This window comes from Cognatundibacterium luofuense (genome assembly GCF_018139685.1).
GTDB classification, from domain to species: domain Bacteria; phylum Pseudomonadota; class Gammaproteobacteria; order Burkholderiales; family Burkholderiaceae_D; genus Undibacterium; species Undibacterium luofuense.
Map to the genome: position 1 here is coordinate 234,322 of NZ_JAGSPN010000001.1, position 17,089 is coordinate 251,410.

The following is a 17,089-nucleotide window of genomic DNA, read 5'->3' on the forward strand; positions in this document are numbered from 1 at the left end:
AATTTCGGATAGCGAAGCATGAAGCACAGAAACGCTGCAGCATGCGGACTGCAGCGCTTTTTTATCTGAGCATCAGCCTTACATCAGGCTCGCTTTCAGGCTCAGCTTGTAACTGCGGCCATATTGTTCATACTGCGCGTTGTACGCCGGGCTGCCCTGATATACATAGTATTTTTCATTGTTCAGATTTGCTGCTTCAAACAACAGGCTCCAGCGTTTTGCAAACTGCCACGATAAAGACAGATCGATTTGTTTTTGTGGTGCGACGATACGGTCCTGCGCCGGATTCAGAATGTCATTACCCAGTTCCAGTAAATATTCTGATTTGGAATTCAGTGCCAGACGCGCACTCCACGGCCCCTGTTCATAGGCCACACTGAGATTCAGCAAACGGTCAGCCTGGCCGGGTAAGCGTATGCTGCGGTTCAGGAATTTGCCGCTGATACTGTCATAACGGCCAATCTCTGCATCGCTGCGAACGAAGGTGTAGTTCGCGCCCAGAATCAGGTTATTCCACGGTGCAGGCAGCATTTTTAAGGGCTGGCTGTAAGCCAGTTCCAGCCCGTTCAGTTTGCCGTCGCCACCGTTGGCATAGCTGACAACGCTGCTGTAATTCTTCCATGCGGCGCTGCCTGCCAGATTGGTGGTGTAGGTGAAATTGCGGACATCTTTATGAAACAGATATGCGGAAACCACGCCGTCATGCGACAGCAGTTTTTCAACACCCAGATCCAGTCCGCGCGCTGTCATGGCCTGTAAATCCGGATTGCCGATTTGCGCTTCGGTATTGCTGATCAGATTCGTACCCGGTGCCAGCTGGCTGAAATTGGCGCGCACCAGTGCCGAAGTCCATGCCGCGCGCAGACTGGTTTGCTGATCGAAGTCATAGCGTGCATGTACCGATGGCAGCCAGTTCTGATAATCGTGCTGCTTTTGCAGACCGGTGATTTGCGCACCACTGATTTGATTGCCGCTGGCACTGAAGCGGGTGCGTTCCAGACGGCTGCCCGCGGTCAGATGCCATGCATGACGGTCCCAGCTGACTTGCAGATACGCTGCATCCAGATTTTCCTGCATGCGGTAATCATTGATGGCGGATTCATTCACCAGTTTTGCCGCATCACGGTTCAGCCCCGCAACCCGGGCGCGGATCAGATCCGGATTGATACCGGCACCGATGCGGCCAAGCGGATAATCCAGCATGCCGCCGGTGAAATCCGCCAGACTGACAGAACCTGCACCCCAGTAATTCGGGCTGGTGGATTTGCTGCTGTTGTACGCCCACTGATTGGTGTCATTGTCTTTATCGCGGCGGCTGAATTTGAATCCCGCCTGCAGACTGATATCGCTGTCTCCGGCTTGCAGGATTTTTCTGAAGTCAGTCTGGAATTGCTGTATGCTGTCAGACGAATAACGCTGCTGCAGTGTGATGCTGTTCAGGGCATAGCTGGCCGGTGAGTAAACGGCTTCCGGTGCGCTGATGCGCGGCTGTTCGGTATTGGTGAAACTGATGCCGCTGAAATTTGCTGTGCCACGGAAGCGCGCATCGTTAATCGATTCCGGCGTATCTTCGCTGGCGCGGCTGCCGGCGGCGGCAATCTTCAGCCAGTTATCGCCGAATTTCCATTCACTGGCGATATTCAGCGATTGCAGAGTTTGCGTGTATTTACGCTGACGCAGACGCCGCTCCGCACGCGCACTGGTGCTGGCATTTTCTGCCATTGTGCCGCTGGCAAAATTACTGAAGGTCAGGCGGTCACGCACTTCATCATCACTGAAATCGCTGAGGAAATAACGCAGCGAGGTTTGCTGATTTGCATCCGGGCGGTAATCCATATTCAGCGCCAGTGCATGGCGCTCACGCACCGGCAGGTAATCACGCAATTCCACGCTGCCCAGTTTGCCATCCTGCCAGCTGCCGCCGGTTTCGATATTGTCCGATGCAAAACTGCGCTTCTCCGCGCTGATACCCATTGCCACACCAAGCTTACCGTTCATCAGACGCTGCGCCCATAAAGCACCGGCGTTCGGACTGGTTTTGCCGCTGGCACCGTCATAGCTGAGACCGGTGTACGCATTCAGCATTGCACCGGGTAAATCGAATGCAGACAAGGTTTTGACTTCCACATTGCCACCGAGCGCACCGGCATCATGTTCCGGACGCAGGGTTTTGCTGACTTCCAGCGAACGGATCATGCCGGCCGGCAGAATATCCAGCGCCACTGCACGACGGCTGGCTTCCGGTGACGGAATCTGATTGCCATTAATGCTGACACTGTTCAGATCCGGTGCTAAACCACGCACCACCACATAACGGCCTTCGCCCTGATCGCGCTGTACAGCCAGACCGGGCAGACGCGCCAGTGCTTCAGCCGCATTTTTATCCGGCAGACCACCGATATCATCGGCGCTGACTGCACTGACAATGTGGTCAGCTTTCTCCTGAATGGCAATCGCTTTGCGCAGACTGGCACGCTGGCCGCTGACGGTGACTTCCTGTGCTGGTTCGGCAGCCTGTGCGCTGCTGACAGCAGCCAGCGCCTGCAGAACAGCGATGGTCATAACGCGGTACGCCAGCGGGCTGACGGTTTTTGAATATTTAAAATCAGACATGATGCGGATGGAGTTGAACGAGGAATGGGGCGCAGTCTAGGCAGCGCTGATGTCAGATTTGTGACAGCGGTAACGCAGCGGCACGGTGATGCTGCGTAAAACGTCCGCTGCCATGCGGTTTTGCTGATGAACTGAGCTGAATTGACTGGTAACCCTTGCAGTGCGCAGGGCGGAGCGGGTGTATACGCCAGCGGTGAGAGCAATTGCCTGAGCCGTTTGCACTGCTGACGCGTTTTTGCAGCGCCGGTGGACTGCATACAACAGTGGGCAGCATTTCATCAGCCTGTCATATGTCATCGCTAGGCTGCGTCGCTTTAAGTCCGTCACCGCCATGCTGAAACTGCACCGCTATTTTTTACTGACTGTTGCCGCCCTCGTGCCGCTGCTGGTGTCACTGTATGCGTATGTCGGACAACTGAAACCCTTCGCGCACTGGAAGTGGATAGACATTTTCGGCGAAGGCGGCACGGCTGTTATGGCGGCAGTCTGGCTCGGTATTATTTGCTATAACCGCCCGCGCGGTCTGGTGACGCGCTGTTTTGCTTTCGGTTTTGCAGCGCTGATGCTCGGCAATACCGCAGACTGTCTGGATGAGTTTTTCGCTATTCCGAAATCTCACCTCTGGGACAATATTCTCGAATCCGGCCTGAATCTCGGCGGCATGCTGAGCCTGACGGCTGGCATGTACTTCTGGCAGGAAGAACAGCGCAGCCTCAACCGCCATATGGAAAAACGCGAGCGCGTGTTCCGTGATCACCGCGCAATTGACCGCGTTTCCCAGATCGCCAATGCAGATTATCTGCGTCAGCAAATCAGCTGGCAAAGTCAGCATGGTGCGGCCTGTCTGGTGATGCTGAATATCTGCGGCTTTCATAAAATTAACCGCCATTTCGGACAGGCGCAGGGCGATCATATTCTGCAGAGTCTGGCGCAGTGGATTGTGATGCATACCGATGCGCAGGACGTACTGTGTCGTTATGCCGCCGATCATTATGTGCTGCTGTTGCCCGGTCTGAACCCGCAGCAGGCGGCAGAGTATGCGCAAACATTGTGCGATCTGATACAGCAAACCGGTTTTCCTTTATCGCAGACAGCGCTGCCAACGGCTGCGGCATCGCGCGAGCGTGTGCGCTTGCAAATGCGGTTTACGGTCAGCGATGTAATGCACAGCGATACCCTGAGCATGCTCAGCCGCCAGTTACAACAAGCCGCCGCATAATGCACACCGACACATTGTCACCGCTGGCTTTTCATCAGATCAGCGATGCGGTATTGCCCGGTCACGGTCAGGCTGCTTTATTGCTGGATCTGGCACGCACACAAGAGATCACACTCAGCGAACAGCATGCGCTGAGTCAGGCTGCTGCACAGCAAACCGCGATTACGCCGCAAACTTATCTGCAAGCACTGCGCAGTTTTTTCAGTCAGCGTCCTGAACGCGACAGCAGCTTTTTACTCGGTCAGCAGTTATTGCCCGGGCATTACGGGCATTTGAGTCAGGCACTGATTCATGCGCCGAATCTGCGCGATGCACTGCGCCATATCTGCGTGCATTATCAGATCCTGTGTCCTTTGCTGCGACCACGCCTGATTGAAAGCGAACGATTTCTGATTCTGTACTGGTGCGACAGTTACGGCGTACCTGCGCTGCGCAATCAACTGGTCGAAATGCATATGAGTGCGGTTGTGGCGCTGGCGCGCTGGCTGGCCGAATGCCGCTTTCAGTGGCGCTTTTGCTTTAACCGTCCGCCACCACGCACGGCGGAACAGCATCAGACTTTTCTCGGCCACGACCTGCAGTTTTCCTGTCAGCTGGATGCGATGGTGATTTCACGCGAACAGGCAGAACGTGCATGGCCGCGCACCAGTCAGATCGCGTGGCAACTGGCGCAGCAACAAAGTCCGCCGCCGGCCTGCAATCCCAGTCTGCTGAACCAGCTTTATGATTATCTGCAAAGTCGTTTGCGTCAGCAGCCGGTGCTCGAGCAAACGGCGCAGGATTTCGGTCTGAGTCCGGCCACACTGAAACGCTATCTGAGCAAGCACGGCAGCCATTTTCAGGCGGAACTGGATTTGTGCCGCACCCACATGGCGCTGTATCTGCTGACCGTGCAGGGCATGGATACAGAACAGGTAGCCAACTGGCTGGGTTTCCACGACGCGAATAATTTCCGCCGCTCCTGCAAACGCTGGACCGGCGTCAGCCCCAGCAGCCTGCGCGCCGACATCCTCACCCGCCTGAATCAGCCCGGCTGGCTGTCATAAGCACCACCGCCGCACCGCACACTGTGCAAACATCGTCATCAGGCTTTCACGCAAGCCCGGACTTTCTGCCGACGACAGGCGGATTGCTATGCGGAATGCCGCATTTGAGTCATTTCTGGCCGTTTTAGGGCTTTGCAGAGCCATCCGCAGGCGGACATGAAAAAGCCCGCTGTCCTTTTGGGATAAGCGGGCATGTTTTTTGGGGGAAAAGCGGGGTCAGCGCGGGGTGTCGTGGTCGCCGTCGTGGCGGTGCCAGGGGTCGAGGTGGGTCATCAGGTTCAGTACGCGGTGGCGTTGCATGACGCGCTGGCGTGCCAGTACGGCGATTTCATGACCGGCTTCCACGGTGATCTGTGCATCCACTTCCAGATGCGCATCGACCATGATCATGTCGCCCATTTTGCGCGTATGCACATCATGCACGCCGAGTACGCCCGGGGTGTCTCGCAGGGTGGCGCGGATGGCTTCGACTTCTTCATCGTCGGCGGCGCGGTCCATCAGATCGTGCAACGCTTCCCAGCCGAATTCCCAGCCCATTTTACTGACCATGAAACCGACGATTAACGCGGCGACCGGATCAAGCAGCGGATAACCGGCCAGATTGCCGATAATACCGATCGCCACCACCAGCGACGATGCAGCATCGGAACGTGCATGCCACGCGTTCGCAATCAGCATGCTGGATTTCACTTTTTGCGCCAGCTTCAGCATGTAGCGGAACAGCGCTTCTTTCGCGATCAGTGCTGTTACTGCCACCCACAGCGCAATGCTGTGTACCGCCGGAATCGCTTCGGGATTTTCCAGTTTGTGAAAGGCGCTGATCAGCATGCCGATACCGACTGCCAGCAACAGGCCGCCGAGTACCAGCGAGGCCGCTGTTTCATAACGCTGATGTCCGTAAGGATGATCGTGATCGGCTTCTTTTTTGCTGTGATGGCTGGCCAGCAACACCACAAAATCTGACAACAGATCGGATAAGGAATGGATACCGTCCGCAATCAGCGCTTGCGAATGGCTGAATACGCCGACGATCAGCTGTACTGTGGTCAGCACAATATTCACCACCACACTGGTCCAGGTGCTGCGCTGGGTGGCGGCCTGCCGCTCTTTCGGCGGGATGGTCAGGTCTTCGTGATCGCTAAGTTCTTCTTGCATAGTCGTTAAGGTGGTTGCAGAATCAGCCAGAATTGTAAGTCAAGGCGGCGCGGCTGTCTTTGACACCTCTGTGACGGAGTCTGTATGAAAAAAATTCTCTACGCTGTTTCCCTGAGTCTGTTATCGGTTGCGGTGCTGGCGGCGTGCCAGAACACCGGCACGACGGCGCAGTCCGCCAATCCGCAGTCTGCGCAGTCTGTGCCATCTGCCGCAGAACCGGTATTGCAGATCAGCACCGGCAAGGAACAGCAAGGCTGGACGGTGACCACGCTGATGTCGCATCCGGCGCGCCAGACAGTGCAAACGCCGGATGATCCGGCTTACCATCAGCCGCGTCAGTGGCAGGCCGTGCCTTTGCATGCGCTGCTGCCTTCACTGAAAGCCGGTGGTCATACCCAGTTCAAAGCCAGCGATGGTTTTGTGGCGACGATTGCCGATGACACGCTGCTATCGGCGGCCACACCGTGGATTGCGTTTGAAACCGCAGCAAAGCCGTGGCCTGCGCTGGGTGCAGGTAAGCCATCGGCAGGGCCGTTTTATCTGATCTGGACCGATGCCGCACGCGGCAATATCAGTCAGGAACAATGGCCGTATCAGATTGCGTCTGTCGCGCCGGTGCAGTCGCTGACTGAGCGTTTTCCGGCATTGCTGCCAGCGGCGTCTGCACCGCTGAAAGAACAAGCTTTACGCGGCCTGCAGGCTTACAGTCGCCATTGCAGCGTTTGCCATACGCTGAACAAAGCCGGTGATGCCAGTATCGGCCCTGATCTGAATCTGCCGCACAATCCAACCGAGTATTTTCAGGAAAAGATGCTGCGCCAGTTAATCCGCGATCCGGCATCGGTGCGTACATGGCCGCAGCAAAGCATGCCGGGTTTCAGCAAGGAAGTATTGTCGGAAGCAGAGCTGGATGATTTGCTGGTGTATCTGAAGCAAATGGCGGCGCAGCGCTGACACCAGAGCTGGCGCAAACACGATACAGTTTGTCATTCCACCGACATGCCGGGACACTACAATAGTACGCAATTAGTCTTTTTATCAGAATGTATGAAGAAAACGATTCTGACCCTGCTGTTGCAGGGTCTTTTTTTGAGTGCAGGTCATGCCGCGGCACAATCCGCAGCGCCGGTTGAGCAAGCAGCAGCGGATGTAAAACAGGAAACAGAAAACTGGGCGATACATGGTCAGTACACCACGATCGCCCAGAAACTGAACCGCTTTCGCGCACCCTACAGCGGTGAAAACAGTCTGCCTTCCGGCGGGCGTACCGAAGAAACCACCGATATCACTTTGTTTGCAGGCTGGCGGCTGACGCCATCTACCGAAATCTGGATCAATCCGGAAATCGATCAGGGTTTTGGTGTCGGTGATACGCTGGGTGCTGCCGGTTACCTGAGCGGCGGGGCGTACAAACTCGGCCAGAATCAGCCTTATCTGCGTTTGCCGCGTGTGTTTGTCAGGCATGAGCTGGCGCTGGGGAAGACCACATCCGCCGTGGCTGGCAGCGCGAATCAACTGGCAGGTAGTCGTGCCGATGAACGCATCACCCTGACAACAGGGCGTTTCTCGGTGGTGGATATTTTTGATAACAACCAGTATGCGCATGATCCGCGTGCCGATTTTCTGAACTGGTCGGTGATTGATGCCGGTGCATTCGATTATGCAGCGGATGTGTGGGGTTACACCAATGGTGCGGTGCTGGAATGGAATAGCGGCGAACGGGCTTTGCGTTCCGGTGTGTTTCAGTTGTCACCGGTACCGAACGCCAAAATTGCCGGTGTCAGTTTCGACAAATTCATGTGGGTGACCGAATTCGAGCAAGGCTATGCGCTGGCAGGCCGCCCCGGCAAACTGCGTGCGCTGGTGTTTCTGAACCGCAGCGAGATGGGGCGTTACCGCGATGCGTTGACCTTAGCAGCGCAGAACGGACAGACACCGGATACCGGATCGGTACGGCGGCGTGCGACGCAAACCGGCTGGGCGCTGAACTGGGAACAGGAAGTGGCAGAGAACAGCGGCGTTTTCCTGCGTGCCAGTGCGAATCGCGGTGAGCAGGAAGCCTATGAATTTACCGATATCCAGTCCTCGCTTTCCGGCGGTATGCTGTGGTCCGGTCAGTGGTGGGGACGTCCGGCGGATAAGCTGGGGCTGGCGTTTGCGGTCAATGCTTTGTCAGCCGATGCACGTGCTTACTTTGCAGCGGGCGGTAAAGGCTTGCTGATCGGTGATGGTCGTCTGAACTATGGCCGTGAACAGATACTGGAAACTTTTTACCGCTGGCAATGGTCTTCTGCACTGAGTCTGAGCGCAGACCTGCAGCATATCCGGAATCCGGCGTATAACCGCGACCGTGGCCCGGTCAGGGCGGTGGCCGTCCGTGTGCATGCAGAGTTCTGACTGGCCGCATACGTTATGCGGTGTGCGCTGCAGACGGTTTGCTGAAAGAAACTGATGAAGTCCCTGTTTGTTTTATCCCGATTGCCAGCAATGCTGGCAAGTCTGGCGCTGCTGAGTGCCTGTTCTTCCCTGCTGCCTGCCGCTGCGCCGTCGGCAAGTTCTGCGTCCGCAACGACACAGAAAGTCACGCCGGCAAATCAGCCGCTGATTCTGATTTCGATAGACGGTTTTCGTCCGGATTATTTACAGCGCGGCGTCAGTCCGGTGCTGAATCAGCTGGCGCAGCAAGGTGCCAGTGCTGCGGTGATGCGGCCTTCGTTTCCGTCGGTGACTTTTCCGAATCATTACACGCTGGTCACTGGCCTGCGTCCGGATCAGCACGGCATTGTTGCCAACACGATGGAAGATCCGCAGATTCCCGGTGTACGTTTCGCACTGAGCAAACGCGAAGCTGTCACAGACCGTCGCTGGTGGGATATGGCGGAACCATTCTGGGTGACGGCGGAAAAAGCCGGTGTGAAAACCGGCACCATGTTCTGGCCCGGTTCGGAAGCTGATATTCAGGGCGTGCGGCCTTCGCAATGGGCGGTGTTTGATGAAAAGATGACTCCGGCAACGCGTGTCGATACGCTGCTCGGCTGGCTGGATTTACCGGCAGAACAGCGTCCGCGTTTGCTGACTTTGTATTTTGATCAGGTTGATCATGCAGGGCATGATTTCGGGCCGGACAGCCCGCAGATTGCTCAGGCAGTTGCCGAAGTCGATGCGGCACTCGGACGCCTGCGTGCCGGTTTGCAGCAGCGCGGCATGCAGGCCAATCTGGTAATTGTGTCTGATCACGGTATGGCAGCGGTCTCGGATCAGCGCGTGATCCGCCTGAATCAATTGCTGCCGGATAATCAGTTCCGTACTATCACTACCGGCCCATTTGCAGGCATTGAACTGACAGCCGAAACAGCGGCGCAGGCGGAAAAAGCCATACTCGGCAAACATGAACACATGGAATGCTGGCGTAAGAGCGAGATTCCGGCGCGTCTGGAATTCGGCAGCAACCGCCGTGTGCCTGCGGTGTTCTGTCTGGCAGAACCGGGCTGGCAAATCGTCGCGAATGAAAAAGCGAAACTGCGCTCATCCGGCGGTGCGCACGGTTATGACAATCTGGCACCGGAGATGGCTGCGCTGTTTATTGCCAATGGTCCGGCTTTCCGTGCCGGTGCGCAGATTGCAGAATTGCAGAATGTGGATGTCTATCCTTTGCTGATGCAGGTAGCCGGTGTGCCTGCGCTGCCATCCCGTGGCAAGCTGCAGGCAACCAGCAGCTTACTCAGTGACAGCGCCGGTCAGGGACGCTAAGGCTTGCATGCGATTACCGTATTTCACCAGAATACGGTAAGTATCTTTATCAAAACGCGGCTGGCCGGATTGCAATACTTCTCCGGCTTGCTGCGGACTGCTGGCTTTGCCCAGATAACACCAGGCATCAATCACATGCCAGATATCGCCTTCCGGTAATACAGCAGGGCCGTTGAATGGCCATGCTTTCAGTTTTTCTTCCGACAACGCAGTTTGCAGACGCTGATTATGCGGCGCCGGTTTTTCGCGTGCGCAGCAGGCACCGCGACATTGTTTCAGCTGAAACGAAAAGCAGGGCTTACCGGCCGGTAGTTTTTCCAGTCCCAGTATCGCATTACACAATTGATATTCTTTCGCCGCCTTCAGCAAAAACTCTTTGGCGCTGGCGCCGCTTTTGAACAGCCCGAATAATTCATCCTGCTTGCCCGGTTGCAAATCGCGCGCATACACCAGTTGCGGACGCAGATAGCCATCCTCATCCGCTGCTAACTGCCATGAACAGAATTCCGTATTGCGGCGTAACTGGCGGTTCAGTGTCGGTTGTTTTTCTTTGACCAGTCGTGCTTCGGTAATCAGCGCATCGACTTCACCGGCACAGCCTATCCATTCGATATCGCGCACTTGCTGCGATAACTGCATTTCTTTATTGATCGCATGATCCGCAGAGAAATGCGATAACACGCGCTGGCGCAGCTGATTACTTTTGCCGATGTAAATCGGCAGCCGGTTTTCACCGTAAAACAAATACACGCCGTAGGCTTGCGGTAACTGATCGACAATCGCCGGGTCCAGATGCGGCGGCAGGCTGGAGCGGGTGGTCAGTTCTTTGACCACTGCATGCAAATGTTCAGTGCTGAATTGCTGCTCTAGCTGACGCCATAACTGAAACAGCACGCTGGTATCGCTCATCGCGCGGTGGCGGTCGCCGGCATCCAGCTGATGCCTTTCGATGATCGCATCCAGATTGTGTTTGAAGTGCTGCGGAAATAATTTACGTGACAATTTCAGCGTACACAGCACCGGTGCACGAAAAGAAATATCGCAGCGTTTGAATTCGTTTTTTAAGAAACCGTAATCAAAGCGTGCATTGTGCGCGACGATCATATGGCCGCTGAGACGCGCTGCGATTTCATGTGCCAGATCGGCGAATACCGGCTGACCACGCACCATATCGTTGGTGATACCGGTCAATTGTTCGACAAATGCCGGAATGCCAGTTTGCGGATCAATCAGCGCAGACCAGCTGGTCGATTGTTCGCCATCCCAGGTGATGATGGCAATTTCAGTAATTCTGTCCTGGGTGGCAACGGTTCCCGTTGTTTCCAGATCGATAAAAGCGAGGGGTGTGGCGGCGAGATTCAAAACAGTGTTCCGGCAGATGGTTGCAAACCGTATTGTAGCTTGTTGCAGACAAAATGCAGGAAGTCGCCGCGATCCTGCGCCATTGTTGTGCAGTCTCGGGTACATTGAACGGGGTTGCTGCTTTACACGTAAAACCTGCGTTTTCGGGTACAACAGCATTGTTCAATCGGGAGTTTGTATGTTGAAACCTGTGCCGCCCTCGGTGTGCGATCAGTACGGCCAGCCATTGTTTGGCCGTTACGCCGGGGCGCCTGATCAGATTGCGTATGACAGGCTGGATGCGGAATACCGCCGCAGCTGGTGGTGGGAACGCACCCATCGCAAGCACTGGCATTATGTGGCGCTGGCCAGCGATGAATTGTTTTGTGCGATGGCGATTGTGGATGTGGGCTGGACCAATACCGCGTTTGCCTATGTGTTTGACCGTACCGCGAAACGCCTGATCGCCAGTTATTCGCGTGACGGCATTCCGGGGCTGACTGCGCGTTTATCGGATCATCCTGCGGCCGGTGCTTTTGCCGATTTCAAATTCGGGCGCGAATCGATGCGCTATGAACAGGATGAATACGGCTTTAAGCTGCGGCTGATTTTTCCTGAATGGGAACTGGAAGCCGGTGGCGAAAGCCTGCACGTGGTGCCCGGTATGACCGCGATTGCACGTCCGCAAGGCGGCACCGTGCATACCACCTACAAATCCTCTGCCATGCCTTGTGAAGCCGGTGTAAGGGTCGGAGAACGGTTCTGGAAGCTGAAAATGATTGCCAGTACCGATCACAGTCTGGGTTTTCTGGCGCGTGAAACGGCGTGGCAGTGGGCGTCGGCGCATAGCTTATCGCTGGGCTGGAATCTGCAGTCCGGTTATCTGGGCGAACAGGAAAATGTTTTGTGGCTGGATGGCAATCTGATTCCGCTGGGCGCGGTGCGTTTTCAGTTTCAGGCGGAACAGCCGGAACAGGCATGGCTGATTACCAGTGAAGATGGCTTGATTGATCTGGTGTTTCAGCCGGAAGGCGTGCGTGCCGAAGACAAGAATCTGATCATTGCCGCCAGCCGTTATCAGCAACCAATCGGCGTGTTTAACGGACGGGTGAGAGCGGCGAAAGACAAGCCGTGGCGCGAAGTGAAAAATCTGGTCGGCGTGACCGAGAACCATTTTTCGCGCTGGTGAGTGGCAGTGATATTAGTTGCTGATGAGCAGCAATAAAAACGCCCGGCACAGAAACTGTTGCCGGGCGTTTTGTCTGAAGCAGGCCGGAAAGCGGCTTATTCTTTTTCAGGCAGTGCGATCTGGTTATCGGTGCTGAACTGATAATCTTTGAACACATGTTCTGCTGTCAGAATCTGATACGAACCATCCTCCAGTTTGTTGGTGGTGTCTTTCAGTTTGTAGGTCAGATGACCGCAAGTCCAGCAATTGAAATTGCGCATGTGGGTACACAGACAGGTTTTGTCCATCACGCTGATTTTTTTCGCATCCGGATGCGCAGCCACTTCGCGGTTATACGAAGTGATGTAAGCGCAGTTACCGTTGCCATCCAGCAGATAACCGTAAGATTCGCAGCCCGGACGAATGCCGTCACCGATCGCCGGTGTGTTTTTCAGCATACGCATAGGATAGCCGGTCGGAGAAATCTGATTGACCTGAATATCCTCTTCGCTGGCTTTGAAGTATTCCTGTTTGACTTTGTCCGGCAGACCGCATTCTTTGGTCACAGTGAAGCGGGTTGCTACCTGCACACCGGCTGCGCCGTTTTCGAGGAAAGAAACTGCATCGCTGCCGGTGAAAATACCGCCCGCTGCAATCAGCGGAATATCCAGTTTTTCTTCTTTCAGCCAGTGGTGAATTTCGGTGATGATGGTTTGCAGATCATATTCTGCCCAGTCCAGACCAAAGCCCAGATGGCCGCCGGCCAGCGGACCTTCAACAATCACGTAATCCGGCAAACGGTTCAGTTTGGCATTTTTACGCAGGAATAATTGCAGGGCGCGCAGCGATGAAACGATGATGCCGAGCTTGGCTTCGCGGAAACGCGGATGATCAGCGATCAGCGCGAACGAACCCAGATGCAGACCGGCGCTCATGGTGATGCCGTCAATACCCGCATCCAGCGCGGCTTCCAGACGCACTTTCAGGGTTTCTTTCGGTGCATTCATCGTGAGCTTTTCCATGCAGTTCACGAAAATCATGCCCTTGCCCTGTTTGGCTTCCATGGTTTTACCCACGTGCAAACGGGTGGCTTCTGCCAGATGGGCCAGATCGAATTTCACCTCGGATTTGTCCGAGTTATTGATGTTGTATTTGTACTGACGGGTTTTTTCTTTGATATAGCTGGTGTCAAAGCGGCGGTCTGAAACATCGTGCACCATGGCATCCGAGATATGACCGATACCGCCCAGACGTGCGGCAACCAGTGCCAGTTCTGCGGTGGAAATATCGACACCCATCCCACCAATCATGATAGGAACCAGTTCATCTTTGCCTAACTTCAGGCGGAAGTCATCTAAACGTTTCATTGCTTTCCTTGACACAACGGGCCTGATTTTCCCCCGTTTGCAGGCCCCTGGCACACGGTAAGACTATCCGTCAGACGGACAGCGCCCAAGATTGTAAGCCAGTCGCAGGGGGATGCGTGAATAATTTCAGAGGGTGTAATGGTGCTTTTGATAATCAAAATTCGTTAAAAAACATTGTTATTTGATGTTGTATTTATTGCTATATTTTTACGTTGCCTGCAATTGAATTCAGTAAGCTATAAATTGGGTGGTGTTAGATTAAATTCTCTAAAATTCGCAAAACCCCATACTTGAAAAAAAGCTGACTTTCTGGCATGTACGGAAAGGCAGTTTTTTCGTTTTTTTCACACAGGATTGACAGGGATCAACCGCATTGTTGCATCGCAATATACGGATTCTGCGTTCTGGCCAGTGTGCCTGCGTACTGTGTCAGGCTGATGAAAAGTGCCGGACAGCTGCTATCCCTGTGTCATCAGCGGAACACAGACGGCGAAAATGCGGCTGCCTGACCTGTGGGTAAGTGGTAAGTTATCCCGCCTGCATCCGCCGCAGCGCAGCGTCAGGAATTGTGCAGACATCGTCATCCGGCATTGACGGAGGCCCGGACTTTCTGCCGACGACCGCCGGATCGCTGTGCTGAACTCCGCATTTCAGGCATTTTCAGACCGAAAACCGGCTTTTCTGTGCTTCCGGCGTCAGGGACGGCAAGCAGACCGGATGGCAGACCAGCAGACAGCGTACAATAAAAAACACCGCACTCCGGTTGCCGGAGGCGGTGTTATATCGCTGTGATTGCAAAAACAACGGCCGCTGGCGCAGCGCGTTGCGTCAGACAGTCGGGATCAGCTCAATGTCAGACCGGCAGTACCGGCATTCACGGTAGCGGTAGTGATACGCGCAATCACATTCGCTGGTGCAGTCATGCTGCCAGTGTTTACCAGCTTATTGACTTGCTTGAACTGCGCAACCAGTTTGCCCGGCGTCAGTGTCACCACGGTATAGCCTTGTGCATCCGCGTTGATATGCTTCATCCACGGATTGCTGTTCAGTGCCGACAATTGCTGCGCCAGACCCACCAGACTGGTGTTGAAATCGCTGTTGGTTTTCAGACCTGCCAGTACCGCAGCGACCGTGCCAGTCAGCGTTGCACCTTCCGGTACACCTTTGGCCGCCAGTGCACCGGTCAGTTGTACGCGGATTTGTTCAGCCAGATCATCCACCGTCGGCGCTGCTTTACCCATGGTGTAATCCAGCAGATTGACGTTGATCGTGACATTGCCGATATTCGGTACCGGAATCGTCAGTGGCCAGAAAATGATGGTCGCCAGACCGGTGGAACCCGCGCCGTCTTTCAGATACGTGAAGAAAGAATCGGAGCTGATACCGGCGCTGACCAGATCCACCATCACCGGCGTGCCGCCATTGGCTGCATCAAAATCCGTGTTGACCGTACCGGCGAAGAAGCCGTGAATATCACCGGTAATGGCGACCACGTTGCTGATTTTGGATGTTTGCAGGAATTGCATCAGTGCTTTACGTTCTGCGTTATAACCATCCCACTGATCGCAGTTCAGCAGGAAGCGGGTGAAGAACGACGACAGTGCTGCTTGCTGGCCGGACGCAATCACGAACTGAGAATTTTGTTTATTCGCCTGCACATCCGGTTTGATATAACCAAACGCGATGGTTTGTGCAGCAGCGCCAACCTGCGTTGCCGTACCGGCAGGTGCAGCCGTTTTGGCAGCATTGTAGGCAGCGACAGCGATCCCTGCCTGCGCTGCGGTCAAACCGGCAGAGGTGGCGGCGCTCAGCGGATTGCCGGACATTGCATCGGCGGTGGCAATCGCAATACCGGCACCGGCAGCGACTTGCTGGCTGGCGCCTGCAGTAACGGCAGCAACCAGTGCAGATGCGACCAGCACATTGCCCTGCAATGCCGGATTCGCCAGTGCGCTGGTGATGCTGCTGGCCAGTGTCGATACAGAGTTCAGTGCGATCAGCGTTGCAATCGCATCGGTACCATTCAGACCCATACGCAGCAACGATACTTCATTGCCCCAGACTTTCCAGGTTGCGGTAGCGGCAGACATTTTGCCTTTCCACCAGTCGCGCTGAGTTTTGCCGAGCATGGAAGTGTTGTTCAGCGGATCGCCGGTCATTGCGGTTGCTGCCGTGACTTTCTGGCCTTCCAGTGCATCAAACACATCTTTCGGCACGATGTAACGGGAACCTAAGCTGCTGTTCAGCGGTTTGCCGGTGGCCGGATTCATCAGGTTTTCAGGCACGACGTGATCGGTGCGGTACAGACGCTCATCGGTCATCACCAGTTGCATCAGCTTACCGAACTGGAAGTCGCGGTAAATCTGAATGTTCTGGAATGAGGTATTCGCATTGTCCAGATTCACATCGGCTGGCATGTATTCAAACCATGCCTGATTCGCAGAGCGGCGGCGTGTCGTGTTGCGGACATTGTTACCTGCGCTGTCCAGACTATTGTTTTCATAGGTGACCGCATCCTGCCATGCATCGTCGGAGAATTCATGGTCATCCCAGGTCGCAATCATCGCAAAGCGTTCATGCACAGCTTGCAGGCGCGGATCGCTGCGGTACATTTTGTACAGATAGCGGTAATCGTTGGTGGTGGTGGCGTATTTAGCTGTGGTCGCTTTACCGCTTGCATCGTTCAGTACCGTACCATCCGGCAATTGCAATGCAGTGTGGCGCGCTTCCACGCTGCCGGTCTGGAACGAAGCACCGACAGTTTCGTACACGTAATCACCCAGATGCACCACGAAATCCAGATTTTCATTCTTGGCGATGTAATCAAACGCGCCCCAGTGATTGACGCTCCAGTCCTGACATGTCAGATACGCAAACTGCAGTTGCGATAAATCAGCGCCGGCGGCAGGTGCGGTTTTGAAACGGCCTACGTTGGAGCGCACATCGCCAGCAACAAACTGATAGAAATACACGGTGCCCGGTTGCAAACCGGTGACTTTGTTGCGGACAGTGTTATCAAAGCTGGCCATTACCGGCAAACGGGTATCGACCACAGCAGTGCCGCTGAGTGCAGTATTGCCGCCCAGTGCGCTGCTGTTATCGGCGGCAGTCACCACCAGACGGATGCTGACATCGTTACCGGCGGCGGCAACGCTGGCGATACCGGCGCTGGCCGGCACCACGCGGGTCCACAGCACAACGCTGTCCGGACGCGGATCGCCGGAAGCAATACTTTGCGGAAAAGTCCAGCTGCCACCGCTGGCGGCAGGCAGGGCTGCGGTTGTGGTATCGGTGTTATTGCTGCTGCCACCGCAAGCGGTCAGCGCGGTGCTGGCAACGGACACAGTGAAAAAGCCACTGTACTTCAGAAACTGACGACGATCCATCTGGGTTTATCTCCTGATTTATTGTTGTATAAGCCTTTTGCTTC

At 55.1% G+C, this 17,089-nt stretch carries 11 protein-coding genes; 6 read left to right on the forward strand and 5 right to left on the reverse strand.

The window, feature by feature from the left end:
* Positions 1-78: 78 nt before the first annotated feature.
* Positions 79-2,613 carry a TonB-dependent receptor gene (locus KDM89_RS01045; RefSeq protein WP_212686102.1) on the reverse strand — a complete coding sequence of 845 codons (2,535 nt, stop codon included), beginning with the start codon at positions 2,611-2,613 and terminating at the stop codon, positions 79-81.
* A 331-nt stretch (positions 2,614-2,944) separates the two neighbouring features.
* Here KDM89_RS01045 and KDM89_RS01050 point away from each other — a divergent pair, with 331 nt between their 5' ends.
* Together KDM89_RS01050 and KDM89_RS01055 are read left to right on the forward strand one after the other, a co-directional pair.
* Positions 2,945-3,832, forward strand: a complete 888-nt coding sequence (locus tag KDM89_RS01050; RefSeq protein ID WP_212686103.1) for a GGDEF domain-containing protein — start codon at positions 2,945-2,947, stop codon at positions 3,830-3,832.
* A complete protein-coding gene (locus KDM89_RS01055) occupies positions 3,832-4,878 on the forward strand; it encodes an AraC family transcriptional regulator (protein ID WP_212686104.1) in 1,047 nt (348 codons plus the stop codon). Before KDM89_RS01050 ends, KDM89_RS01055 begins: the two co-directional genes overlap by 1 nt.
* Before the next feature lie 216 nt (positions 4,879-5,094).
* On the opposite strand, the gene KDM89_RS01060 is transcribed toward KDM89_RS01055, so the two are convergent.
* Positions 5,095-6,033: a cation diffusion facilitator family transporter gene (locus tag KDM89_RS01060; RefSeq protein ID WP_212686105.1), complete on the reverse strand. Its 939-nt coding sequence runs from the start codon at positions 6,031-6,033 to the stop codon at positions 5,095-5,097.
* Positions 6,034-6,117: 84 nt separating this feature from the next.
* On the opposite strand from KDM89_RS01060, the gene KDM89_RS01065 reads away from it, so the two are divergent.
* The 3 genes from KDM89_RS01065 (at position 6,118) to KDM89_RS01075 (ending at position 9,783) form a co-directional block, all read left to right on the forward strand.
* Complete coding sequence (locus tag KDM89_RS01065; protein WP_212686106.1) at positions 6,118-6,987, forward strand: cytochrome c; 870 nt, start codon at positions 6,118-6,120, stop codon at positions 6,985-6,987.
* A 93-nt stretch (positions 6,988-7,080) separates the two neighbouring features.
* Positions 7,081-8,430 (forward strand): carbohydrate porin, encoded by a 1,350-nt coding sequence (locus KDM89_RS01070; RefSeq protein WP_212686107.1) that lies wholly within the window; start codon positions 7,081-7,083, stop codon positions 8,428-8,430.
* 54 nt (positions 8,431-8,484) lie between these two features.
* On the forward strand, positions 8,485-9,783 hold the full coding sequence (locus KDM89_RS01075; protein WP_212686108.1) for an alkaline phosphatase family protein: 1,299 nt from the start codon (positions 8,485-8,487) through the stop codon (positions 9,781-9,783).
* Here the strand turns inward: KDM89_RS01075 and KDM89_RS01080 are convergent.
* Entirely contained in the window at positions 9,751-11,145 is a 1,395-nt protein-coding gene (locus KDM89_RS01080; RefSeq protein ID WP_230427606.1) for a 3'-5' exonuclease family protein, read from the reverse strand. The genes KDM89_RS01075 and KDM89_RS01080 overlap by 33 nt on opposite strands.
* Positions 11,146-11,323: 178 nt before the next feature.
* Here KDM89_RS01080 and KDM89_RS01085 point away from each other — a divergent pair, with 178 nt between their 5' ends.
* Entirely contained in the window at positions 11,324-12,313 is a 990-nt protein-coding gene (locus tag KDM89_RS01085) for a DUF2804 domain-containing protein (RefSeq protein WP_212686110.1), read from the forward strand.
* Between the two features lie 95 nt (positions 12,314-12,408).
* Here the strand turns inward: KDM89_RS01085 and KDM89_RS01090 are convergent, their stop codons facing one another.
* Both KDM89_RS01090 and KDM89_RS01095 read right to left on the reverse strand, forming a co-directional pair.
* Entirely contained in the window at positions 12,409-13,659 is a 1,251-nt protein-coding gene (locus KDM89_RS01090) for a nitronate monooxygenase (protein ID WP_212686111.1), read from the reverse strand.
* Between the two features lie 842 nt (positions 13,660-14,501).
* Positions 14,502-17,045 (reverse strand): alkaline phosphatase D family protein, encoded by a 2,544-nt coding sequence (locus KDM89_RS01095; RefSeq protein ID WP_212686112.1) that lies wholly within the window; start codon positions 17,043-17,045, stop codon positions 14,502-14,504.
* Positions 17,046-17,089: the final 44 nt, after the last annotated feature.